The 22,620-nt window shown below is 54.6% G+C and carries 22 protein-coding genes and 1 tRNA gene; 7 read left to right on the top strand and 16 right to left on the bottom strand.

The window, feature by feature from the left end:
* Nucleotides 1-17: 17 nt before the first annotated feature.
* Nucleotides 18-695, top strand: a complete 678-nt coding sequence (locus tag KR100_RS06230) for a hypothetical protein (protein ID WP_038544113.1) — start codon at nt 18-20, stop codon at nt 693-695.
* 495 nt (nt 696-1,190) lie between these two features.
* Here KR100_RS06230 and KR100_RS14390 read toward each other — a convergent pair whose 3' ends face one another.
* Nucleotides 1,191-3,473: a S8 family peptidase gene (locus tag KR100_RS14390; protein WP_156097942.1), complete on the bottom strand. Its 2,283-nt coding sequence runs from the start codon at nt 3,471-3,473 to the stop codon at nt 1,191-1,193.
* Between the two features lie 1,176 nt (nt 3,474-4,649).
* Between KR100_RS14390 and KR100_RS06220 the strand changes: the two genes are divergently transcribed.
* Nucleotides 4,650-4,892, top strand: a complete 243-nt coding sequence (locus KR100_RS06220; protein WP_038544110.1) for a hypothetical protein — start codon at nt 4,650-4,652, stop codon at nt 4,890-4,892.
* A gap of 644 nt (nt 4,893-5,536) precedes the next feature.
* Here the strand turns inward: KR100_RS06220 and KR100_RS06215 are convergent.
* A complete protein-coding gene (locus KR100_RS06215) occupies nt 5,537-6,454 on the bottom strand; it encodes an AEC family transporter (RefSeq protein WP_038544108.1) in 918 nt (305 codons plus the stop codon).
* A gap of 45 nt (nt 6,455-6,499) precedes the next feature.
* On the opposite strand from KR100_RS06215, the gene KR100_RS06210 reads away from it, so the two are divergent.
* Nucleotides 6,500-6,712, top strand: a complete 213-nt coding sequence (locus tag KR100_RS06210) for a hypothetical protein (RefSeq protein ID WP_037990601.1) — start codon at nt 6,500-6,502, stop codon at nt 6,710-6,712.
* Nucleotides 6,702-6,917 carry a hypothetical protein gene (locus KR100_RS06205; RefSeq protein WP_038544105.1) on the top strand — a complete coding sequence of 72 codons (216 nt, stop codon included), beginning with the start codon at nt 6,702-6,704 and terminating at the stop codon, nt 6,915-6,917. Before KR100_RS06210 ends, KR100_RS06205 begins: the two co-directional genes overlap by 11 nt.
* A gap of 39 nt (nt 6,918-6,956) precedes the next feature.
* Here KR100_RS06205 and KR100_RS06200 read toward each other — a convergent pair whose 3' ends face one another.
* From KR100_RS06200 to KR100_RS06180, 5 genes are all read right to left on the bottom strand, one after another.
* Nucleotides 6,957-8,336 (bottom strand): calcium-binding protein, encoded by a 1,380-nt coding sequence (locus KR100_RS06200; protein ID WP_156097940.1) that lies wholly within the window; start codon nt 8,334-8,336, stop codon nt 6,957-6,959.
* 79 nt (nt 8,337-8,415) lie between these two features.
* Nucleotides 8,416-9,159, bottom strand: coding sequence for an amino acid ABC transporter ATP-binding protein (locus KR100_RS06195; RefSeq protein WP_038548112.1), 744 nt, complete (start codon nt 9,157-9,159; stop codon nt 8,416-8,418).
* A gap of 3 nt (nt 9,160-9,162) precedes the next feature.
* Entirely contained in the window at nt 9,163-10,137 is a 975-nt protein-coding gene (locus tag KR100_RS06190) for an amino acid ABC transporter permease (protein WP_038544101.1), read from the bottom strand.
* Nucleotides 10,137-11,039: an ABC transporter permease subunit gene (locus tag KR100_RS06185; RefSeq protein ID WP_038544099.1), complete on the bottom strand. Its 903-nt coding sequence runs from the start codon at nt 11,037-11,039 to the stop codon at nt 10,137-10,139. Before KR100_RS06185 ends, KR100_RS06190 begins: the two co-directional genes overlap by 1 nt.
* The gene (locus tag KR100_RS06180; protein ID WP_038548109.1) at nt 11,039-12,100 is read right to left on the bottom strand and encodes an amino acid ABC transporter substrate-binding protein; all 1,062 of its coding nucleotides are present in this window, start codon (nt 12,098-12,100) and stop codon (nt 11,039-11,041) included. The genes KR100_RS06185 and KR100_RS06180 overlap by 1 nt, the downstream gene beginning before the upstream one ends.
* A gap of 18 nt (nt 12,101-12,118) precedes the next feature.
* Here KR100_RS06180 and KR100_RS06175 point away from each other — a divergent pair, with 18 nt between their 5' ends.
* On the top strand, nt 12,119-12,514 hold the full coding sequence (locus KR100_RS06175; protein ID WP_239420424.1) for a hypothetical protein: 396 nt from the start codon (nt 12,119-12,121) through the stop codon (nt 12,512-12,514).
* A gap of 146 nt (nt 12,515-12,660) precedes the next feature.
* Here the strand turns inward: KR100_RS06175 and KR100_RS06170 are convergent, their stop codons facing one another.
* Nucleotides 12,661-14,211: a SulP family inorganic anion transporter gene (locus tag KR100_RS06170; protein ID WP_038544094.1), complete on the bottom strand. Its 1,551-nt coding sequence runs from the start codon at nt 14,209-14,211 to the stop codon at nt 12,661-12,663.
* A 32-nt stretch (nt 14,212-14,243) separates the two neighbouring features.
* Nucleotides 14,244-15,428 carry an FAD-binding oxidoreductase gene (locus KR100_RS06165; protein ID WP_038544093.1) on the bottom strand — a complete coding sequence of 395 codons (1,185 nt, stop codon included), beginning with the start codon at nt 15,426-15,428 and terminating at the stop codon, nt 14,244-14,246.
* A gap of 61 nt (nt 15,429-15,489) precedes the next feature.
* Here KR100_RS06165 and KR100_RS06160 point away from each other — a divergent pair, with 61 nt between their 5' ends.
* Both KR100_RS06160 and KR100_RS06155 read left to right on the top strand, forming a co-directional pair.
* Nucleotides 15,490-16,593, top strand: a complete 1,104-nt coding sequence (locus tag KR100_RS06160) for a sirohydrochlorin chelatase (protein WP_038544091.1) — start codon at nt 15,490-15,492, stop codon at nt 16,591-16,593.
* A 391-nt stretch (nt 16,594-16,984) separates the two neighbouring features.
* Entirely contained in the window at nt 16,985-17,251 is a 267-nt protein-coding gene (locus KR100_RS06155) for a DUF2811 domain-containing protein (RefSeq protein WP_038544089.1), read from the top strand.
* Here KR100_RS06155 and KR100_RS06150 read toward each other — a convergent pair.
* The 7 genes from KR100_RS06150 to KR100_RS06120 all read right to left on the bottom strand — a co-directional run bounded on the left by KR100_RS06150 (nt 17,232) and on the right by KR100_RS06120 (nt 22,581).
* Nucleotides 17,232-18,875 (bottom strand): GMC oxidoreductase, encoded by a 1,644-nt coding sequence (locus KR100_RS06150; RefSeq protein WP_038544087.1) that lies wholly within the window; start codon nt 18,873-18,875, stop codon nt 17,232-17,234. The genes KR100_RS06155 and KR100_RS06150 overlap by 20 nt on opposite strands.
* A gap of 107 nt (nt 18,876-18,982) precedes the next feature.
* A complete protein-coding gene (locus tag KR100_RS06145; RefSeq protein ID WP_156097939.1) occupies nt 18,983-19,705 on the bottom strand; it encodes a hypothetical protein in 723 nt (240 codons plus the stop codon).
* 265 nt (nt 19,706-19,970) lie between these two features.
* Nucleotides 19,971-20,047 (bottom strand) — tRNA-Met (locus KR100_RS06140).
* A gap of 47 nt (nt 20,048-20,094) precedes the next feature.
* On the bottom strand, nt 20,095-21,072 hold the full coding sequence (locus KR100_RS06135; RefSeq protein WP_038544082.1) for an asparaginase: 978 nt from the start codon (nt 21,070-21,072) through the stop codon (nt 20,095-20,097).
* 19 nt (nt 21,073-21,091) lie between these two features.
* Nucleotides 21,092-21,586: a CGLD27 family protein gene (locus tag KR100_RS06130; RefSeq protein WP_038544080.1), complete on the bottom strand. Its 495-nt coding sequence runs from the start codon at nt 21,584-21,586 to the stop codon at nt 21,092-21,094.
* Between the two features lie 13 nt (nt 21,587-21,599).
* Nucleotides 21,600-21,953 carry a ribosome silencing factor gene (rsfS, locus tag KR100_RS06125; RefSeq protein WP_038544078.1) on the bottom strand — a complete coding sequence of 118 codons (354 nt, stop codon included), beginning with the start codon at nt 21,951-21,953 and terminating at the stop codon, nt 21,600-21,602.
* A complete protein-coding gene (locus tag KR100_RS06120; protein WP_038544076.1) occupies nt 21,946-22,581 on the bottom strand; it encodes a DUF3318 domain-containing protein in 636 nt (211 codons plus the stop codon). Before KR100_RS06120 ends, rsfS begins: the two co-directional genes overlap by 8 nt.
* Between the last annotated feature and the right edge of the window lie 39 nt (nt 22,582-22,620).

Here is a 22,620-nt window from a genome sequence, read left to right as displayed (position 1 = left end):
TACTGAAAGCCTAAGCGATGCATCAACTCTATGGTCATTCAGCACAAACTCGTCCCAAGGGCGATGCAGACCTCGATTACCTTAAAGAACAAGACAGCCAAGGCTTATTAGTCAAGTCACCCGACTCCAAAGCAACCTTCGATCTATCCTTGGCGGACGACCTGGACTATTACTATCTTGATGATAATATATTAAAAATTTTTATCGATAAAAAAGCTACAATAGGTACCAAGAAAATCAACAAGAAAGAGCTTAAGCACATTAATAAGCAATTAAAATCTCTCGAAGATTTAGTTGAATTCGATATCAAAGTTGTCAAGACCCCTGCCAAGGCTGATATCGGTATGGCCAAGTTCAATAACATGCTCGATGATCTCGGTGAAGACAGTGTTGGGGCCTGGGATCCTGCTGACAACTTCGATCTCGGCCTTCCATCGATCTGTTGGGAAAACACCATTATCAAAAATGATAAGAAGCTCGCCAAGTTCGATACCAAGTCCACAATCTCTCACGAAATTGGACACATATTTGGACTTGAACACCCCTTGACCGACTTCTTCGACGATCATCCAAATACGATTATGGGTGGCGACGAACTCATTGAACAGGACGGACCCTTCTTGACGAAGCAAGATCTCAATCTGATTGCCCAAGGCTGGGATGTCTACGAATCGAATCCCAACATCTATGGCTGATGTTGACTTTCAAATCAGTCGTTTACCCCGAAGACATGGCGTTTTTAAGGATAGATGACCTTAGCTTGTGGCCCTGGAGAAGTGATTAGCAGGCGATAGAACTGGTACCTTCTTTGCCCTCACGAATCAATAGAGGTTAGAAGAATGGAGGCATTTGCTGCTCTTACACGGGACCATGATCACTAGCACGGCGGCGACACCAAAAAGCAGATTGCTACTTATCGAGAAACACTGTCTGATTCAGAAGAAGCTGACGTGTTGGTGGACATCACGCTGAAGCCCAGCAAAGCACTCAAGCGTGTGATCAGTGATGGCAAAAGGGCGGTTATGGTTTCGATCGCATTGAACGAGCAGACGAGCTGGACGAGATGAACAACGGTAGGGCATTCACAGATATTGAACTAGATGAAGCAGCGTTGGAAGTATTGTTCGTCCAGGGTGGTGAACAGGAGTAAAGGGGAAGGCGAGTTGCTGATTCTGCGCTACATATCTTATTCAGAGAAAGACACTCCAGGCATGATTTATAGCATCAAAATCACTGCTTGTTATGCCAAAGTTGTCCGCAATCTCGTTTGATAGTGGCCAAGCTGCGATTGAATCCTCAAATGAATAAATACCTTTTGACTTCTCTGGCAAATAAGATACTCCTAGTGCCGTAGCAATTTCAAGGGCCGCATTGTAATGATTACGTAGTTTATCTATTGGCTTAGAGCTAAAATCAAAACCCACGGAAAGACCCCAGGACATCTCATTAATGCCAACAAATTGAGATTTTTTACTGGCTCCAATCACAAGATCTGCCTTAGCATGTGATGAACCATCAAACTTCAAAATTGTATTTTGATCCAACAACTTTAATGTGCTGTCAATATATTCAAGCAGGCCGCGATCCATAGACGCATTATTTTCATGCAATCCTTTGTGATCAACAAAATAGTTTATCTTAAAATCTCTACCTGATTTATTGAATAAATACTTTGCAAAATTTGTATCACCGACATGCTGATCCAATGGTATCGTTCGATTAGGGCTCGAGCTGATAGAACTGCTCTTTCTACTAGTTACCAACGAAATCATACTTTCACTCAGATTTGGTTTATCTACAATATTCACCAATAAGCTACTCTCTTTACTGCTATCAGTCCAACCTTTGCCTTCTTTATTTTGATTATAGTAAAGATTACCCGTACTTCGATCGTAAACAAAGTCAGAGTCTGTCTCAGACTGTTTTTGAAGACTTTTCTTGTTATTAGCCAGATCAAACGAGAAAGTATCCGAAGTGAAGCCTGGCAATATTTTTCGATGAATTAATATTTTATCGCCATGATTAGAGTTGAATTGGATTAAAGACGGAAAATCACCTGATTCGGAATAATTATGTTTATTCACTTCAAACAGATCTCCGGTGGCGGTGCCGTAGAGAAAGTTATATCTAAATTGCTGATTATCTGTAGTAGAACTATCTTTCATTTTAGAATTATATTTGCCTGCAATTTTGACTGCCAGGTCAACTGCTAAATACCCAGATGATTTAACAAATCTCTTGAGCGACTGATCCTTCGTAGAAGTTTCATCCAAAATCCATAAGATATCTTCGGGGAGTAGTTTTTTGTTCTTCTCTAACATTAGTGCTACTGCTCCAGACACAATTGGAGCTGCCATACTTGTTCCCGGCATTCCGCCATATAAACCTTTATCGCGTGGCAAGGTACTGATTATCTTTGTCTTATTGCTAATGGAGGATCCTCCAGGGGCAGCAACTGAAACTTGACTGCCAAAATTAGAATAATCTGCAATGCTTCCTTCATCAGTTATCGCCGCAACAGATATAAAACCAGGTACCTCCGTTGCAAAAGCCGCTGGCAAGCTTAAACTATTGAGATCATCAGAATTATCATTGCCAGCTGAAGTTATCAGAGTAACCCCACGATCAACAGCATAATTCAATGCATCAATATATCCTCGATACAAATCAGGAGACAGTTGCTTGAATCTCTCAAGAGTAGCAAATGGAACCGTATATCCAATTGACATATTGATAACATCTGCACTATTGTCTACCGCATAATGAATCGCATCAAAAAGATCTTCACTGTCATATTTGGTTTTATCCCCAAAAATATCAAGTGACATCATATTGACATCCCAAGTAAGACCAGAGACGCCAATATTATTGTTTCCTTCTGCACCAATAATACCTGCCACATGCGTACCATGTTCGCTTGGAATGACTGAAGGAGTATTCTCCACAAAATTCCAGCCATTTATATCATCTATAAATCCATTCTTATCGTCATCAATCCCGTTTTCAGGAATTTCATTTTGGTTTGACCAGATATTGTTAACCAAATCCGGGTGCTCCACATCTATGCCGCCATCAATCACTGCTACTGTGATATTCGGGCTAGCTGATTGTCTTTTCCAAGCCTCAGGCGCACGAATATCAAGATCTAATAAGCCTAAGCTTTGACCGGTGTTTAGTAGGTGCCATTGAGAATCAAATAGTGGATCATTTGGAAGTTTCATTGTTTTAGCTATATATTTTGCGTCAAAACTCACTTTGTATTTTGAAGGCAGCTCTTCTCTGATGAATGAATTTTTGTACTTAAGCTCCAGCAAATACTCGCCTGAAGGCAATAAAGCAAAGATATATTCATCCGTATTTCCACTATTTACAGACTCAGAAATATAGCTCCAGTTATTTTTTTTATTGTTGAATTTCCATAGGCTTATGTCGATATTGTCCTGCATGTTCCATACATCAAAGGCAATAGGCACCCGAGCGCCATCCTTTATACTAAAAATATATTCGTGTATCTTGTTCGGGGACAGCGTGTCCTTGAATTGGATATATTCTCCCGACGGTATTAGCTTGAGATTTTTTGTGAGAGAAGTAGAAATTTCTTTTGCCAATCTTTTAATGCGATTTTCTATGCTTAGTGTAGCCAGTCATCGTCTGCATGCAAACTCAGCATCGGATACATTTTGGCCTCTTATTCGCTTCCGAGATAATATACACTCATATGCAAGATGTAATTCTTCAACTGTTCTAGATGCAGCACAAAAACCTTAAGCAATAGAGTTGCCCACATTATTGCCCATTTCGGAATCAACGTGATACTTATTTGCCTCAAATGAACACTCCAACTCAGGATTTTTGGGTAAAACCAAACTAGATTACTTGACACTCAATATCTATGAATGAGAACTCTAGCCTGTCATTAAGGGGGCTGGATAATCAGAATGGTGCTTGAGTCGTCGTTGCTTGTTCTCCTCTAGAGACGCTTGTCGGCATGCGTCGCTGTTTACTTTATCTCTGAAGTTGTGCCTATTAAGCCAACTTGCCGGCTACTATGACCACTTGGCGACTGAAGGGACTTTACTCATAAGGGGCCTTGACTGCTAATCATCTGACAACAGAAGTAATTGATTCAAGCAACGGCACACATACCCTTTAAGAGTTTCTCAATGATCGAATGCTTATTCCAATATGTACCAACCGCTTACGAATGAATGTCTTACTCGATCCACCTGCAACATGTCCGGACAATGGTGTAAATCCGGGCGCCGTTCTTGTATAGACATAAAGCACAAAGACAAAGCCATATGCAATAATTAAAACTGAAGACTAAATCCTCAACCAGAACTTATCCCACTTGTAGGCCAACTGCAACACCTGCTGAATGCAAAAGAGCAGCGCATAAAGGGTGATCGAGAGCTCGGCAGCAACTTTGAGCCTCACCAACGTCAAAGCATTAATGACAAAATTTGCAATCGCTGCATATGCAATGATAGAACCTATTTGGAAAAGAACTGATATGAGTCGTTGACGCCTGAACTCTTTCTTGGCATCCTAATCTGATAGATCAAGACCGTTCATGTAATTTAGCAAGTTATTCAAAGCCTAGCGCTTAAAACACAAATTTCTAACAACTGCTGACAGCCCCTGTAGAGATGAAGCCTGAGTACACAGAAGATCTATACATGGAACAAGTGCGCCACCAAGACAATCAAATTGGCAACCCAACAAATCTCATTGATTCGTTGAAGAAATGTATCGAGTTCAGTGACATTAAAACTGAAAAGATGCAGAGAATGAGTCCGGTGATGTTGAACCACGTCGGTAGAACAACCCTGAACAAGGCCATCAAGCGGTTAAAACGACTCAAACACTTGATCAAGACCGGAGAAGGCTGACTTATCGACAAGATCAAAGGAATGCTTGGCCGGAATGCTCGTCCTGCAGTGTTGAGGCAACGAATGGCAGTCTGTTCGTGAGCTTCGAGAGGCAATCGATTCTATGCTCTGAACACTTCGAGAGCATCAAGGCATTTCCAAAAACTCTAATTTAAGCAGACATTAAACTTGCGCCGTACTCATTCCAGACGGTACCGAACAGCATGCCTAGTGGTTACATCAACCAGAATCACAAAATCTCTTCAGTAGTAAAGCAACAACGGCAACTGGAAAACCCACGTTATTGATGACGATGAGCTGTCAAAACATCGATGAGAGAAACAATGGCTCCCTAAATCTCAGCGATTTACTGGAGAAGTTCGAACTTCTTGAAACAGAGCCGACCATCACAACACTGCTAAATCACATGATTGATTCGATATCCCAGAACAGTCAATGCCGAAATCAACAACAACAGCCCTAAAGAACCAGCTACATCGACCTGTCCCATGGTCACCTCCCTTTACATATCTCCAATGTAACGACAGCTGAATCAGCGTTACAAGGCGGAATCCCGACCGATCTAAGGCTTCTTAATAAAAGTTATTCAGTTAATTCATTGTTGGATCATTGGCTGAGCGCTGGTGATGATCAGACCACATCATTTAGCCCCCCTGGAACAACACAACCAAGCCATATCCCCACAAGGGTGAACTCAAGAGGGCCAACAGCGTGCTCCACAGCACGAGGCCGGCTGCAATCGCCTGGTCGCGACCAACAGCTTCCGCGATCAACAGCACTGAAATGGCTGTCGGTGCCGCTCCCTGAAGCGTGATCGCCTGAATCATCACCGGATCCAGCCCGAGCACGAGCCCGACCAACAGCAACAACAGCGGGAAGAGAACGAGTTTCCCCACAAGGGCAGGCAGGAGCAAAGGGAGTCGGGTGTCGGACTGGTTCGTGGACAGCGAGAGCGATCCAAGCCGCATGCCCACAACGATGAGGGCAAGAAGAATGACCGCGCGAGATGGCCACCACAACACGGTTGCGACCCGGTCAACCCATGGCGTGAGCTGCACCAGCAAGGCACCAATCAAGCCAGGCACAGCCGGGCTACCTCGCAGCGCCTTCAGCAATCGGCTCCATAGACCGCTGCCATCACTGCTCTCCCCGGCAATCAGCAAAGGGCCAACGGACCAGGCCAGCAACGTGGCGCCGAGGTCGTAGCCGATGGTGATTGGCAGCGCAGACGCTGGGAGCAGCGCCAAGGCCGCAGGGACACCGAAGTAAGCCGTGTTGCCGACGCAGCAGCCGAGCTGTCCGCAGGGACCATGCAGGAGATGGCGGAGCGGGGCGATCCATCGAGCGAGCAGGAGAACGCTGCCGATCACACCCGCCGCAAGGACAGCGGCCAGCAGAACGCGAGGCCCCAGCCCCCCCTTGAGAAGCAGCCCCATCACACTGAGCGGCACCCCATAACGCACAAGCGGGGTTGCCAGGACGCCGGAACGTCCCGGGTAGCGCCTCCCAAGCCAGAAGCCGATCAGTAGACAAGGCAGAAGGTCCTTGAGGAATTCGAGCAAAGGCGCGCAGACGACGAGAGCTGTGTGCCAGGCTTGTTACCGTCCATGGCAATCAACTGGATGTTGGCACGCTCCGTTCAAGGTCTGCTTTCTCTGCAACGTCGTCGCGGATTGCTGGAACGGCTTGAGCAATTGCAGGTCCTTCTCTCGGAACAAGTTCAAAGCCTCCCCGATGGCAACGAAAGCTGGCTTGATACCGAACGGGAGCTCATGGCTGTGGAACAGGCTCTTGAGCGCATCCCCGCCATTGAGGCCTGATCACAAGCCCACAAGGCAGGCCAGCTTCCGGCTGCAACGGGACGATGGCGGCGAGGACGCGATGACGCGACGGCGCTTCAGCAGCTACGACGAGGCCTATGATGCGCTTGAGCAGTACTGCGGGGCGTTCTGCTGTTCTGACGACGATCAGATCGAGTACTCAATCAAAGCCAACGAAACCAACCCTGAGCCCTCCGCTAACTGAGCAGCATTTTGGTTTTTGATTGCGAGAGCTCAGCTCAAATCACACCTCGTTCACAGGAATGATTGCGGCGTCAGCAGGATCAGGGGACGACTCTGTTGATGGCGTGGAATCCACTCCAGCATCAATAAGTTCGTCAATCGACTCAGCTTTTTCGTCAAGGTAGGAAAAATCATCTTCTTCAAGCTCTGGCTTTCCTTGCAGCTTGAGAATCTGTCCGCCAGCATTACCAAATCCTTTCTTGTCGCCATTGGCATCATAAAATAATTTACCTTTTCCTTGATCATAAATAATTGAGGCGTCGTCTTTGGCGGCGCTCTTCAACTCTTTCTTTGAATCAGTAACCGCAACTTCAATGTCATCTCCGATCGCATCATAGGCTTGATCATCCAAAACAATTTGATCACCACCCCTGAAGTCCTTAATCACATCAATGCTTTTCTTTTTGACATCTTCATCTACAGATCCGACAACAAAATAATCATCTCCGCGACCTCCAATCAACGTATCTTTACCAGGACCTGCAGCAATAATATCGTCGCGAGATGTTCCTTCGACAACGTCCGACCTACGACCCGGCTCGTAAATCGCCTTATTCATATTAAGGTTGATGGTCCCGATCGTAAAAGTAATATACGTATTTCCTTGATTAATATCTCCCGTCGTTATATTGCCAGAACCTGTATTTGTGTTGTTAACGATATTGATAGTAATCGGCTGATTTCCAGAATCACCGATGGAACCCAGCTGATCCAACAGCCCCTGCACGTCACTCGTATCAGGCTTATTGGGCGAGGACGTCGACGTGTTTCCTGATCCTGGAGTCAGGCCAACAGAGGTTCCAGGAGTCTCGTCGCTGTTCAATCCTTTACGTCCAGTCGAGCCGTCTCCATTGATATCAAACTCATGCAATTCTTCTAAACGGCTTAACCCAGAGGAATTGAGCGGCTCTGGAAACCCAATTGCTCTCGATGGCCCATGGAAGTCGTCTCCATAGAATTCAAATGTCTGCAACCAATATTGATCACCATATCCATTTCTATCTCCGTTTGAATAAACGACCCTGAATCCTTCGGCTGAATCATATCCATTCGTGCCCTTTCGCCAGCCCGCCAAAGCAATCCAATAATCAGTTAAAAACTCAGGCTCATAATCGCTACTAACCTCGCCCAAAATCTGAAGATCCTGATCAGCGAGGCTCACTCCCGGCCGCGCCGCGGCCAACAAAACTGTATTGTCAGTTAATTTATAAAGTCCAAGGTAATCACTCCTACTCCAGCCCCAATCAGAATCCTGGCCGTAGTAGAGAATTTCATCAAGGCTGACTTCTCCGACCGTCCCTGAATCATCAAGACTACTCAGAAAATCGTCGTACCCAGACATAATGAAAGCACCTGAGTGTTCATCATCGACTGGGCCCATACAAATGTCAATTCTGTAGCCGTCAATACAAGATTACTTTCTTGCGTTCAAAGCTCCTGGCAAGGCTCAGATCGCTGATTCACGCGCTCATCTGACTCAGAAAACGACGACTGCGCTCTTCACGGGCGTTGCTGAAAAACGTCGCCGGATCCGACGTCTCAACCACCCGGCCCTGGTCCATGAACATCACCCGATCCGCCACCTCACGAGCAAAACCGAGCTCATGGGTGACCACAACCATCGTCATGCCACCCCTGGCCAGCTGACGCATGGCGTCGAGCACCTCCTTCACCCGTTCCGGATCCAGAGCGCTGGTGGGTTCATCGAAGAGCATCACCTCAGGATCAAGGGCCAGGGCCCTGGCAATCGCGACCCGCTGCTGCTGGCCGCCGCTCAACTGGCCTGGAAACTTCCTCGCCTGGTCGCTGATTCCCATTTGATCCAACAACTCAATCGCCCGCTCTTCGGCCTCCAACACGCTGCGTTGTTGCACCTTCACTGGCGCAAGAGTGATGTTCTCCACCACGGAGAGATGGGGGAAGAGATTGAACTGTTGAAACACCATGCCAACGCGTCGGCGGATCTCTCTTACCTGCCGTGGATCGTGGCTGGCATCCAAGGGAATGCCCAGCACATCCAGCTGCCCGCCGTTCAGGCTTTCCAAGCCATTGAAGGTTCGAATCAGGGTGCTCTTACCGGAGCCCGATGGCCCCATCACCACCAGCACCTCCCCCGCCCTCACCTCCAGGCACACACCATCGAGAGCGCGCTGGCCTGGTGAAAAGCTCTTCACCAGATCGGTGGCACGAATCGCAACGGTCATCAATCAGCGAGAAGAGCGAACAGGGTCGAGCTGGAGCTCAAGATGGCGTGCCAGCAGTGCCATGGCGGTGCAGACCAGCCAGTACACCCCGGCAAGCCACACATACACCTCCAGATAACGGCCAATGAAGGCGGGATTGGCCAGCAGGCTGCGACTGATGCCAAGCAGCTCCACAAGACCAAGAATCGCCAGCAGGCTTGTGTTCTGCAGCAGACCCACCGCCTGATTGGTAAGGGCCGGCAACGCAATTCTCAGTGCCTGGGGCAGCACAACCAGCTGCATGCTCTGCCGTGGCGACAGGCCGAGCACCGCAGCCGCCTCGACCTGGGTTGCTGGAATCGCCTGCAGACCGCCGCGCACATCCTCCGCGATGTAAGCCGCTGCAAACACCGCAAAGGCAATCACAGCCCGCAGCACCCGGTTGAGCTCCAGCCCAACGGGCAGGAACAACGGGATCAGCAGCTGCCCAAAAAACAACACGGCAATCAGGGGCACAGCCCGCATCGTTTCGATGTACGCCGCACTGGCATAACGCAGGACCGGCAGGGTGCTTTGCCGCCCAAGCGCCAGCATCACCCCGAATGGCAGCGCCAGAACACCGCTTCCAACCGTGAGCAGCAGGGTCAGGCCGAGGCCCCCCCAATCCCTCGATGGCACGGGCAGCAGCCCCAAACCACCCGCCAGCAGAACGACCCCAAGAGGCACCATCGCCATCCACGAAGCGGGCAGTGCGCGTCGCAGCAAGCCGGAACGGGGCCCCAGCAGGGTGAGCAGCGTCAACAGCAGCAAGAGCACCATCCACAGCAGCGGCCGCCAGCGCTCGTTCTCCGGATAACTGCCCACGGCATACAACGGCAGGTTGGTGCTCACCACAGCCCAGGCCGCTCCAGTGGCCAGCCAATGAAGAAGCGATGCACCAGCCCAGCCGACCAGAGCGAGCACGACAACACTGATCAGGCGATCCAGCCAGCGATTCATCAGCGACCTCTCCTCACACGACCCAGGACGACGGAATTCAGAGCGGCCATCCCAACGCTGATCAGCAAGTTGAACAGCAGGAAGCTGATCAACAGCAGAAGAAAGCCTTCGATCGCACGGCCTGTCTGCGTGATCGAGGTGTCGCTCACCGCATAAAGGTCGGCATAACCCACAGCGATCGCCAGGGTGCTGTTCTTGGCAAGATTTAAATACTGACTGGTCAGCGCGGGAAGAATCGCCGGAAGAGCCTGGGGAAGAACGATGCGGCGCATGCCGAGACCATCGCTCAATCCGAGACTGCGGTAGGCCTCCCATTGACCTCTCGGCACGGAGTTGATCCCACCGCGCACCACCTCCGCGATCGAGGCGCCCGTGAACACGGTCAGGCCCGTCAGCACAGCGCAGAACTCCACACTCAGCATCAGGCCAAGCAACTGGATGCCCTGGTTGGACCATTCGATCAGGACGCCCACCGGGTTTTCAGGCAACCCGAGGAAGGCCACGAAATACCAGAACAACAGCTGCAGCATCAGTGGAACCTGACGAATCAAAGCCACATAACCGGATGCGAGCTGGCGCAACAGCCTGTTGCTGCTGCTGCGGGCCGCTCCGGCCAACACGCCCAGGAACGTGGCCAGCACCAGCCCTGACAGGATCACCTTAAGGCTGTTGAACCAGCCCACCGTGAGTGCCCAGGCGTAGGAATCGGAGGGGCTGTAGGGGAGCGCACTCTCCCCCAGTGCAAAGCCCGCCGGCCGTGACAACCAGCTGAAACTGAGCCCCAGCCCCGTTCGAATCAGGTTGACGGTGAGATTGTTCACCAGCAGGGCCAGCACGGCGAACAGAACAAGCACCAGGAGCAACTGGATCCAGAGTCCCCGTCTGCTGAAGAACAGCCGCATCAGGTGAAGGGTGGCGAAACCATCAGGCCACCGTCCTCCGCAAGACGATTGCTTCCGCGTGGAATCACCACCGCACTGTCAGCCCCGAGATGGCGCTCATAGATCTCGCCGTAATTACCTGTGGAGCGAATGATCTGGACCACGAAATCATCGGGAAGACCAAGTTTGCTGCCCAGCCCGCCATCCACGCCCAGAAAACGCCGAAGCGCGGCCTGGGTGGGATCAGCCTCAGCCTCGGCCAGAACCTTGTCGAGATTCTCCTGGGTGATGCCCCGTTCCTCCGCTTCAATCAGGGCATACACCACCCAGCGCATGGCATCGGCCATGGACTGATCGCCCCCCACGACAGCCGGGGCCAGAGGCTCCTTGCTGAGACTGTCTTCGAGGATGACATGTTGGTCAGGATCCGGCAGCCCCGAACGCGCCGAAGCCAGCTGGGAACGATCCGAGGTCATAGCAGCACAACGCCCCTGGGCATACCCCCCCACCACCTGGTTGAGATCCTGATATTTGATGGGGGTGTAGGGCAGCTTGCGTGCCTCGAAGGCGTCGTTGAGATTCTGCTCTGTGGTCGTGCCTGAACCGACACAGATCGCCTGACCACTGAGGTCGTCCAGAGAGTTGAACCCACTTCCCTTCTTCACCATCAGGGCCTGACCGTCGTGGAAGACGACGGGGCCGAAGCTGACACCGTTGCCACCGACAGAATCGCGACTCAGGTTTTGGGTGGTGTTGCGGGACAGCAGGTCGATCTCGCCGGAGCGAAGCGCCGTGAAGCGTTCCGGAGCTGTGAGGGGACGGTACTGAACCTTGTCGGCATCACCCAGGAATGCAGCCGCCATAGCCCTGCAGACATCGACATCAAGACCCTCGTAGCCACCATCGGTTTTCAGGAAGCTGAACCCTGGAATCTTGCCGCTGACACCGCAAATCAATTCACCACGCTGTTTGACGAGATCAAGCCTGGAACGATCACCAGCATCGAGGCTGGCGCAGCCAGCAACCAGTGAACTCAGCGCTGCGACGGCACCGACCAGGGCGATTGGTCCTCGACAGTTCATGAAACTGGTACGGATCGGATGGGATTTTCCCAGATGCCGTGGCTTGTGCGACAACTGCATCTACCTTTGCGCCATGTTGAAGCCACGCCGATGAAACCAGCCGCATGGCTTGCGGGACTTGTCGTGGCTTTGTCCCCGTTGGAGCCTGCGATGGCCTGGCAGGAAGGTGATCGACAGGCATACAACAACAAGATGGCGCTGCTCAAGGTGCTGGTTGACGGTGCGAAAGACCGCGCCACAGGCAGTGGCGATCTCGAAACGCTGTGCCTCCTGATGAGTATCGGCAACGACGTCACGCTTCGCTACGTGCAGCTCAATCCCAAGGACGATCAGATCCGGAAGCGATTGGTGGGCATGAGGGATGACCTGACGGTCTGTCTCGCTTTGCTTTACAACTCCCAGGCCAGGCGCTGAATCGCCATGATTCCGTTGTGAACGACGGCGCTCATGGACAGTGATCTCCTCCTTCCTTTGATCGCCGGAGGCTTTCTGATTCTCGTGATCGTGGCCGGAACGGTTGTGATCGTCCTGCGTCCGAGCGACACCCCAGGCCCCTGACCTCAGGCATGGGCGGATTCCTGACCTCCAATCCGCTCAAACAAATCCTGACTCTCCTCATTGAGGCCGACGAGATTCACCTCCGAGCCGCCGATCCGGAACTTGCGCATCACCTGGTCGAGGGCCGCCACACCGCTCTGATCCCAGATGTGGGCTGAAGCCATGTCGATGGTGATTCGCTGGGGATGGTCGTGCAGGTCGAAGCCCTGGATGAAATAAATCTTGCTGACGAAAAACAGCTGCCCCTTCACCTTGTACAGCCTCTCCTCGTCGTTGAGATCAATGGCCTCCACCTGAATCACCTTGGCCACTTTGCGGCTGAAGAGGATGCCGGCCAGGGCAACACCTGCGACCACGCCGAGAGCCAGATTGTGGGGTGTTGTGAGCATGGTGACGGCGAAGGTCATCAACATCACCGACGTGTCGCTCTTGGGGATACGGCGAAGATTCCGCAACCCATTGAGATCGGCGGTGCTCACTGCAATGCTGATCATCACAGCCACCAGGGCCGCCATCGGGATCTGCTTGAGCCAGGCGCCGGCCAGCAAAATCATGGCCAGCAGACTGACCCCTGAAAACAAGGTCGACAGCCTGGTGCGCCCACCGTTGTCGACATTCATCACGGATTGCCCAACCAAGGCGCAGCCAGCCATCCCGCCGAACAAGGACGCCACGATGTTGGCCACACCCTGTCCACGGGCCTCGACATTTTTGTCGGTGGTGATGTCGGTCTTGTCATCGAGGATGTCCTGGGTGAGGAACGTCTCCATCAGACCCACCAGAGAAATCGCCAGGGCGGTGGGGAGGACCAGGCCAAGCGTCTCGAGATTGAACGGAACCCCACCTTCACCGAAGGGAATCGAAAAGGACGGCAGCCCTTCGGGCAGCTTGCCCAGGCTTTCAACGCTGGGAAGATCCAAATTCAGGCCAACGCTGATGAGGGTGAGCACCACGATGGCCACCAGCTGGGACGGTATGACGCGGGTGAGTCGAGGCAAGCCGTAAATGATCAGAAGTCCGAGAGCCACGAGGCCCCAGACCACAGGAATCTGGCCACCGTGAGGCAGTGCGGCGGACGCGTCGCTGTGATGCAGGTCCAATCCCAGCTGCGGCAACTGGGCCTGGAAAATCAGCAGCGCCAGAGCGTTGACAAAACCGCTCAGCACCCCCTGAGGCACAAAACGCATCTGATAGGCCAACCTCAAATAGCCCCAAAGGATCTGCAGCAGTCCTGTCACCAGACCAGCCACCATCAGGTACTGAACACCGAGTCCTGGGCCGATTGCATTGCCCGAGCTCACCAGGCCCGTCATGAGAAGGGCGGTTGAGCCCGTTGCGGAGGTGATCATTGCCCGGCGTCCGCCGACAACGGCAATGGTCAGAGAGAGGCAAAAAGCCCCGAACAAACCAACCTGAGGGTCAACGCCGGCAATTCCGGAAAAAGCAATCGCCTCAGGAATCATGGCGAAAGCGACCACCAGGCCCGACAGCAGGTCCTTGCTGGGGTTATCGAACCATTCACTCACCAGCGTGGAACTGGATCGTTGAACCATGACGGCGCGCCGAAGGCAGCGGCGACCGTAGATCAGAGAGCCGGAAGATTGCCATTCGGATCGAGGCGGGCCTTCAGATCACGCAACTCCTCGAGTCGATCGCCGAAGGCCAGCCTCAGCTCCCTGCGATGCCAGAGAAGGTGGTGATGCAGCTGGGCTAGATGCACGCCGGGGCAGATCGGTTCCAGCACAGCCCAGAGCTGTTCAAGCCAGGCCAGGCTTCGCTTCCGAAGAATGGCATCGCCGGCGGGCCACATGGCCGTGATCCATGGTTTCCAGACGGCATCTCGATGCACAAACGCGGTCGCCTGGGGTGGCACGCGTGCCGTAGCACCGCCGAGTTGCTGAGCCGACAACGTGCAGCCGGGGTGAGGGCGGAGGCGCATCAGTCGCGTCAGGGTCGGCATCACCTCACTCCAGGCCGTCGCTGCAGCGGGACCAAGCAAACCGATCACCTCACCATGCAACCTGCCGCTGCCTGAGAAAGCCCCAGCCAGTGATGGCAACTGATGCAGGCCCTCAATCCGCACGGCGGACGACGAGGGTTGCTGGGCCACAGCAAGCCACCGCACCTGCTCATCGTCTGCCCAGTGCCACTGCAACGACTCAGCTTCAGGAGCGCGCTCTGCCAAGGCCATCCGCTGCGGCAGATCAGCGGCTGGCATCAAGCCCTGATCAATCCAGAGCGGACACAGCGGTGACGTCGCCAGGCTGACCTCGGTCACAACCGCCAGAAACGGGGCGGCACCGCACAAGGCTCGCCAGCAGCGGTCATCGGATCGCTCGAGAACAAAGGGATCGCCACTGCCCCAGACGCCGCGAATCTGGAGCAACCGATCCACGGCAAGCCCCTGGGTCCGCGCCAAAGGTCCAATCCCTCCGGTGAGGACGTAGCCAAGTCCAGGCCAACCTGAGAGGCCTCCTGGAACTGTGAGCCGATGGGAGGCGAGGTGATCCAACACCTCACCCATCCGACAGCCCGCCCCGATCCGAATCGAGGACATCGCCGGGTCCACCGTCTTCGCGTCGAACCCGGGTCTGAGGTCGAGGGTCCAAAGCCCCGTTGCTGCACAACGGGATGTGGTGCCTCCACCGCAGACCAGCAGAGGCTTCTCACCCCCCCAGCCGCGAAGCAGCTTGGAGAGGTCCTCGGGACCGGGTGACAGGACACCGGCCACCGATGCGTCAGCTGCCTGGTGATTGAACAGATCAGCCATCAACGTCCCCCTCAGGGCTTGCCGAATAGGGTCATTCCATTCGATCAGCGGACGCGACGCCTTGGCTGAATCCAGCACCGAACGATCCCAGGACCGCCTCGGTGTTCTGATCTGCGGCCATGGGAGCCGCAACAGGCTCGCCGTCGAGGAGTTCGCAGACATGGTGGCCGCCCTGCGTCCAGGCCTGGCGCCGATGCCGGTGGAACACGGCTACCTGGAATTTGCCAGGCCGATCCTGAGAGATGGGCTCGAATCCCTCAGGGAGAAGGGTGTCACAAGGATCCTGGCGATCCCGGCGATGCTGTTTGCCGCAGGGCATGCCAAGAACGACATTCCATCCGTTCTCAACACCTACAGCGCGGAAACAGGGCTACCGGTCGATTACGGCCGGGAACTGGGCGTTGACCGACTGATGATTGCCGCAGCCGGGGCCAGGGTCCGGCAAACACTCGAGGCCGCTTCGGATCAGGTCCCTCTCTCGGAAACGCTGCTGGTGGTCGTGGGGAGGGGGTCCTCCGATCCGGATGCCAACTCAAACGTCGCCAAAGTGACGCGAATGTTGGTGGAAGGCTTCGGATTCGGATGGGGAGAAACCGTCTATTCAGGCGTCACCTTCCCGTTGGTGGAACCCGGACTGCGCCACGTCGTGAAACTGGGATTTCGACGGATCATCGTGGCTCCCTACTTCCTGTTCTCCGGCGTTCTGGTGAGCCGGATCCGACAGCACACCGAACGGGTTGCCCTGGACCATCCCGAGGTGGAATTTCTGTCCTCCGGCTACCTGGGAGATCACCCTCTCGTTGTGGACACCTTCCGCGAACGCGTGGATGAAGTGCTGCGCGGGGATACGTCGATGAATTGCTCACTCTGCAAGTACCGCGCCCAGGTTCTGGGCTTTGAGCAAGACGTCGGGCGAGCCCAGGAGAGTCATCACCACCACGTGGAGGGAATTGAAGAAAGCTGCACCCTCTGCGAGCGCGAGTGCACCGGAGCCTGCCAACCGGATGGACATCCGATTCCTCCCAGCCATTCGCATCACCACAGCCACTCCCAAGACGACAGCCACTCGCATGAGCACAGCCATACGCATCCGCGCTATCCCCATGCGGACCATCCCCTGGGGCCGACGACCCTGAGATCTACCGATTCGTCACAGAACCCTTAAGAGAAGCAGGTGGTCCCGGGACAGCTCCGACAGGGTTCTCGCAAGGGACGACTTGGACATTTTCTCGAATAAAAAAATCTAATCAATCGGACAAGCCCCCGGTTTTCCAGGAGTTCTCCACAGGCTCTGGGAGCTATTCCACAGGCCATCCCTCTGCAGCGGCCTGAGGCGGCGATCTTGTGAAGATCGGAGCAGGTTCCACCAGTCGCTTGACAGGGCCTGATCAAGCCTTATGCCGCAGAACACAAAGCCAGTTGCGTTACTGAGAATGGCTGCGGCGCAAGCTGTCTCAGTCTGTCTCAGGCCCCTGTGTTCGGTCTGAACCTGTTTTGACGAGAGGCCACCTTCTATGGCTTCCTTGGTCCTGATGACACGAGCGAGTCAGAGCTGAATGGATCGAAATCACCTGGAGCGCTGCCACGACATGGGGGCAGCGATGAATGCAACGCAGACGTCATCGGCCTATGTGAGTTTGGAAGCTGAAATACCGGAAGTGCTGTACCTCGGCATGAAGCAGTTCATTGGTGCCCATCCAAGCTGGGACCAGTACCGCGTGATGAGCTCCGCTCTGGCCCATTTCCTGTTCCAGAACGGCTGTGAAGAACGCTCTGTGATTGAGCGCTATCTCGACGATCTCTTCACTCGCCCCGAGAACTGAGAGCCAGCAGACAGGCGCGGCGGCTCAAAGCCATCATTGTCAACGTTGGACTCTGCCAGGCGGAGGACGGCCAACAGGCACCATCGACGACCAGCACGTTGGGAACTCGCCACAGCCGGTTTCTGGGGTCCAGCACACTCAGGCGCTGATCCGATCCCATCGGTGCTCCTCCCACTTCGTGGATGTAATACCCGGGAGGCGTTGCTCGATCTGAGGCCGCAACGGCGTTACGCAACTGGGGCTCGATCAGCGGCAGGCGGAACAGATCAGTGATGGGGAGCGCCTGACCGCCGCCAGCCTCGATGCAGTGCGCCATGGTCCTCCGCATGTGAGCCACCATCGCCATCTCGTTGTCACCCCATTGACAGTCGATGAACGGCACCGGGACTCCCCAGCGATCAGTCTGGTGACTGAGGCGAATCTGATTGTCGGCCCTTGGAAGCACTTCGCCATGTCCGATCAGGAAACCCGTTGTGGTGCGCGGATTCCGCATCAGCCAGCGCGGCGGATCAAAGCGACCGATCCCTCCCCACAGTCCGTAGCCTCCCTGGAAGTCGGCATCCTGCAGGTCGCGGCCGAAGGGAAGAAAAAAACTGCCAGCACCGCTCAGGGCAGGTTGAGGCCCCCGGCTGAAACCGGGAAAACTGAAGAACTGGCTTGTGGACACATGGTCCATCAGACGGGTGCCCAGCCGCCCGGAAGGATCGGCAAACCCGCCGGACACCTGCTGCTCATGGGAGCGAAGCAGCAGCGAGACCGTCTGAATCGTGGACGCAGCCAGCACGATCAAATCAGCCTGAAAGCGATGGCGTTGGCCGTTGCGCTGCTCGATGGCGACCACAGCCGTCGCCTTGGAACCCTCAGGACTGAACACCAGTCGCTCCACCATGTGATCAGCGAGCAAGCGCACCCGTCCAGTTGCCACAGCTCGCGGCAAACTGCTGCCGCGACTGCTTGAGCGTGGCCAGCCCTCCTCGAGATCCTCAGCCGGCGGGCCGAAACCGCGCGAGTGGATGACGGCATGGCCGCATCGTTGGCGCACGGCCTCCGCAAAACCCTGCTCAGCCGCTGTGAACGGCAGAGGCGACATCAGCTCTCCATCGGGCAATCCAGGAATTGCATCCCGCGAGCCATGCACGTTCAACCAACGCTCGAGGTAGCCGTAGTGCTCGGAGAGATCCGACGTACGGAGAGGCCAGCTGATGCGCTCACCGTCCACATCGACGCCAACCAGGTCACGATCCGAGAGCCTCAGAGTGATCCCGCCCCAGGTGAGACTGCGGCCACCCACCTGCAAGCCACGGGTCCATAGGAACGGGCGATCCGGCGGAACGTCGTACGGATGCAGACGTTCATCGGCATAGAGGGCTGGGTTGGCCTTCCAGTAACCAGGGTGCTGGCTCTGGGCGCGATGACGACCACTGCTGATGCCTGCGACACGTCGCGCTGCGTTGCTGAGGGCACTGCCGAACGCAACCCTTGCACTGAGATCCGGGCCGGCATCGATCACCAACACACGGACTCCCCCTTCCGCCAGCGTCATGGCAGCCACACCACCACTCGCACCGGAGCCAACGACAATCGCGTCCCAGGCTCCATCAAGAGGCTCAGATGCGCTGCTCATGAAGGGGACATCAGTCGGAATGAATCACAAACCTTGCACGATGGAAATCAAGTATCAATTCAACAAGGGACAACATCGTGGTGAATTTGATGACTTAACAACAACGATCAGGACTGCATGCCTAATTTCAATCGGGCATAGGATTTGGCCTTCATGATGCCATGTCGTGCGGCAAGAACGGCAAGCAACCAATTCAAGAGCAGCAACACGAATCCAAAGGCAACAATCAACCATGGGTTGACCGCCGAGAGCGCACTATCGGGCAGCCATCCTCCGAGCAATCCAACCAGCAGGTAAACCAACCCATTCGATAACACCACAACAATCACTCGAATGATGATGTCCCACAGAAAAGGGGTGATCGTCCGCCGTGTGAAGGCGTAGTAAAAACTCACTAGCGGCAGGGTTGCATGCAGCACCGCCCAAAGCCAGACACGATCCTGCACGCGCAATGTCATCGCAGAGGTGCGTGAACCGCCTGTCTCTGAACGATGCGCAGATGCAAACTGGCGGTTTTGTTCGAGGTCGTTGAAGGATGACTTTGAGGTTTCAGCAATGACACCAGCACCGAGAAGAAAAACCCCAAATTGAAGAATTGGGTCCAGTCTCCAACCTTGAAAAAACAAGATTCCGGCCGCGAATGGCAAACAGAACGCCCTGCCGCAGAACGTCACCGCAAAAACGACCCATTCAGTCGCCTTTTGTGTGCGTTCAACCTCACGCCTTGCCAACCAATCAACATGGATCAGAGAAATCAAATACGAAGGAATCCAAAACAGAATCAAACCCAATCCCAAGATTGAAGACCAATTCAGAGACGCATTCACCATTAAGCTTTCAGATCTGACTCAAACCTGTCAGAACACTACCACCATCTCTAAACACACCGAAGACAACCACTCCCTTAAAAGCCTTTGTATCGCTCGACATTCATGAACTAACCATCACACAGGACTCGGCAATATTTTTGCGAATCAATTGACGTTGAAAAATAGTCGCGAAAGATCAGCAATCACAACTCATTCACCATCGTCTTCAGCGTGCTGAATTGACAAAAAAAGACCAACATTACGTTGGTCTTTTGAAACAAAGATTTGGTGGCGGGGGGGAGATTTGAACTCCCGACCTTCGGGTTATGAGCCCGACGAGCTACCAGACTGCTCTACCCCGCGTCGTCCTTCAAAATCATACACATCGGTGTCGCGTGACACCAAAAACTTCAGCTTTCCTGAAAACGAAGCGCACCGCTCACCTCGAGGTTCACCCCCGGATTGATGACGAGGACCTGCTCCTCCAACTCCTGCAAGCCCATCGGGGTGAGCCACTCCAGCTGCCGCAGCAGATGCAACGCCACGGCCTGCTTCGCCCGTTTCGAGCCGTCCTCCACTTTGATGGCAACCCCCAACCCTTCTCCGATCCGACTCAGACACTGGATCCCCTCAGCCCCTCCCTTGCTGAGCACCTGGCCGTGACTGCGTCGCATCAGTTCCGTGTCGAACCGACCATCCCCTGCCACCAGCTCCGGGTGCGCCAGCATGGCCCTTGAGATCTGTTCAAACTCGGCCTGCCGCGATGCACCGAGGTGGGCATAAAGAAGAGCCATCTGGGCAAGCTGAAGCCGGAGCGTCGGCGCGCCGCAGTCGTCTCTTGCCGCCACCAGTTCCTCAGCCGGCAATCCGAGCAATTCAGCGACCCGCCGGTTCACCTCCACCTGCAGTGGATGGTCGCTCTGGAGATAGTTCTCCAGTGGCCAGGACATTTTTCGGCTTGTAGCCAGAAAGGCCGCATGCTTGCCCGAACAATTGTGCTGGAGAGGACTATCCGCACCGGCTGGAATCGGACACTGAAGTTGCGAGGCCTCCAGATCCGCTTTCCAGAGCAGCTTGAACGCCTCGCGGGCATGGGTATTGGTGCCGGCATGGGAGGCACAACTGATCGCGACGCCACGATCGCCCACCTCCATCTGCTCAACGGCTCCGCTGCTGAGAAAGGGGAGGGCCTGGAAAGGCTTCAAGGCGGAGCGGATGAACGTCTCGAAGCCCGGATCCCCCGCGCACATCAGCACCCGGCCACGGCCATCGCAAACCACAGCGTGAACACGGTGCTGCGATTCACTGATGCACCCCCGTCTCAGCGTGACCTCCAGAGGAGGGGTTCCCGAACGCTTTCCAGCGCTGAACCCTGGGGTGAGGGGCATGCTCAACAGCGACCTTGCTTCAGAGAGCCTGACAGAGGCTTGCACCACCAAGTATCAAGCCCGTGGCAAGGGCCATGGCACGACTGAGACGGCCCAGAATCGGTCGAACCTCGTAACGGGCGACCAGAAGATCCCGTTCTCTCCAGGACAGAGGTTTCTCCCAGATCTGACCGTCGTACCAGCCGGACTCCTCGTAATCGACCGTTTCAGCAAGCAGGCGTTTCATCACATAGGTCCACCCCAGCCACTGACGCATCAACAGGAGCAAGGGAAGCACCAGGGCCGCGACGGCACCGGCTGCAACGAGCCGGGCAGGGTCGTTTCTCAGCGTCCAGCTGCCACTGGCCACCAACGTGCTGAGGGGCAGAAGCATCAGCCAGCTGATCAGCAGAGCGCGCCGCAGATGAGGGAACTCACCGGCAGGCCAGGAAAAAAACCAGGATCGACTGAGTTGTTCAAATTCCTCGAGAGGTCTCTGCTCAGGAGGGACTGGGCAGGCGACGGCTTCAGCCATTCAGGAACCGTGATTATTTCGAACTTAGAAACGTTCGGGTTTCCCCGTGACTCCAGAACGATTCGAGGTCGTAATAACCACGCTCGCCCGGCTGCAACACATGAACGATCAACTCGCCGTAATCGAGCAGGGCCCAGCGCCCCTCGCTGATGCCCTCCTTACGGAGCGGGAGGCGTTCCGCCTCCGCTTCGAGGCGATCTTCAACGGAGCCCGCAATCGCTCGAACCTGCACATCGGACTGACCACCGGCAATCACCATCCAATCCGCCAAGCTCGAGACCTCATCAACGCGGATCAAACGGATATCAGTGGCTTTTCGATCGTCACAGGCATCGGCAGCGAGTTCGGCCAGCTGGACACTATCCATAGACATTTTCGCTGGTGACGGAGCTCCGGGACCCTTCCTGTTGCGCCATCTCAGCCCGAGCCTTGCTGGCACTCTTGCGCAGGGCCTCGAGGCGGTCCTCGTAGAAGCCGCGCCTGCGCTTTTTGCGGGTCTGTTCCACCAGCTCCTTGAGAGCACCGCCAAGGCTGCGATAGGCGTTGGGGACGCTGTATCCGAAACGACAGGCCAGATCGATGGCGCGTTCATCAGCGCTAATCGCATCCTGAAGGCGTTTCTCAGAATTGTTCTTTAGATAGAGCCGGTATCCGGCAAAACCGGAGAGCCCAAGGGCCATCAGCAACAACAGGCCGTCCTGCACCCAGAGCTCTCCGATGGCTCCGCCCAGTCCAATGGCCAGCGCCGCCATTTCCCAGCCGTCACGCGGGATCGTGTCGTTCTGGATTCGGCCCACTTCATGCCAGAACAGCAGATTGCGGTGGTCGAGAGCCAACTTGTCCCAGGGTTCCAGATCAACCTGAATTTCCACCTCGTCGCGACCGATCTCCTCGAGGGTGATCAGGGGCGGATCAACCGCAGCTGCGGTCTCCACGAACACCCAGCTCTGCATCTCTGGGGGCAGCAGCCCCTTGAGGCGCTGGAGCTCACTCATCGTGATCGTGATCTCAACGTCCCTTCAAAGGTAGCGAGG

It is taken from the genome of Synechococcus sp. KORDI-100 (assembly GCF_000737535.1).
Lineage (GTDB): Bacteria > Cyanobacteriota > Cyanobacteriia > PCC-6307 > Cyanobiaceae > Parasynechococcus.
This window is presented reverse-complemented; position numbering and strand designations above follow the sequence as displayed.

Excerpts from the sequence above, each read along its gene's own strand:
- KR100_RS06230 (WP_038544113.1), top strand. The coding sequence starts at position 18 with ATGCATCAACTCTATGGTCATTCAGCACAAACTCGTCCCAAGGGCGAT.
- KR100_RS06220 (WP_038544110.1), top strand. The coding sequence starts at position 4,650 with ATGAAGCCTGAGTACACAGAAGATCTATACATGGAACAAGTGCGCCAC.
- KR100_RS06210 (WP_037990601.1), top strand. The coding sequence starts at position 6,500 with ATGGCAATCAACTGGATGTTGGCACGCTCCGTTCAAGGTCTGCTTTCT.
- KR100_RS06200 (WP_156097940.1), bottom strand. The coding sequence starts at position 8,336 with ATGGGCCCAGTCGATGATGAACACTCAGGTGCTTTCATTATGTCTGGG.
- KR100_RS06195 (WP_038548112.1), bottom strand. The coding sequence starts at position 9,159 with ATGACCGTTGCGATTCGTGCCACCGATCTGGTGAAGAGCTTTTCACCA.
- KR100_RS06190 (WP_038544101.1), bottom strand. The coding sequence starts at position 10,137 with ATGAATCGCTGGCTGGATCGCCTGATCAGTGTTGTCGTGCTCGCTCTG.
- KR100_RS06185 (WP_038544099.1), bottom strand. The coding sequence starts at position 11,039 with ATGCGGCTGTTCTTCAGCAGACGGGGACTCTGGATCCAGTTGCTCCTG.
- KR100_RS06180 (WP_038548109.1), bottom strand. The coding sequence starts at position 12,100 with ATGAACTGTCGAGGACCAATCGCCCTGGTCGGTGCCGTCGCAGCGCTG.
- KR100_RS06175 (WP_239420424.1), top strand. The coding sequence starts at position 12,119 with ATGGGATTTTCCCAGATGCCGTGGCTTGTGCGACAACTGCATCTACCT.
- KR100_RS06170 (WP_038544094.1), bottom strand. The coding sequence starts at position 14,211 with ATGGTTCAACGATCCAGTTCCACGCTGGTGAGTGAATGGTTCGATAAC.
- KR100_RS06165 (WP_038544093.1), bottom strand. The coding sequence starts at position 15,428 with ATGGCTGATCTGTTCAATCACCAGGCAGCTGACGCATCGGTGGCCGGT.
- KR100_RS06155 (WP_038544089.1), top strand. The coding sequence starts at position 16,985 with ATGGATCGAAATCACCTGGAGCGCTGCCACGACATGGGGGCAGCGATG.
- KR100_RS06150 (WP_038544087.1), bottom strand. The coding sequence starts at position 18,875 with ATGAGCAGCGCATCTGAGCCTCTTGATGGAGCCTGGGACGCGATTGTC.
- KR100_RS06145 (WP_156097939.1), bottom strand. The coding sequence starts at position 19,705 with ATGGTGAATGCGTCTCTGAATTGGTCTTCAATCTTGGGATTGGGTTTG.
- KR100_RS06135 (WP_038544082.1), bottom strand. The coding sequence starts at position 21,072 with ATGCCCCTCACCCCAGGGTTCAGCGCTGGAAAGCGTTCGGGAACCCCT.
- KR100_RS06130 (WP_038544080.1), bottom strand. The coding sequence starts at position 21,586 with ATGGCTGAAGCCGTCGCCTGCCCAGTCCCTCCTGAGCAGAGACCTCTC.
- rsfS (WP_038544078.1), bottom strand. The coding sequence starts at position 21,953 with ATGGATAGTGTCCAGCTGGCCGAACTCGCTGCCGATGCCTGTGACGAT.
- KR100_RS06120 (WP_038544076.1), bottom strand. The coding sequence starts at position 22,581 with ATGAGTGAGCTCCAGCGCCTCAAGGGGCTGCTGCCCCCAGAGATGCAG.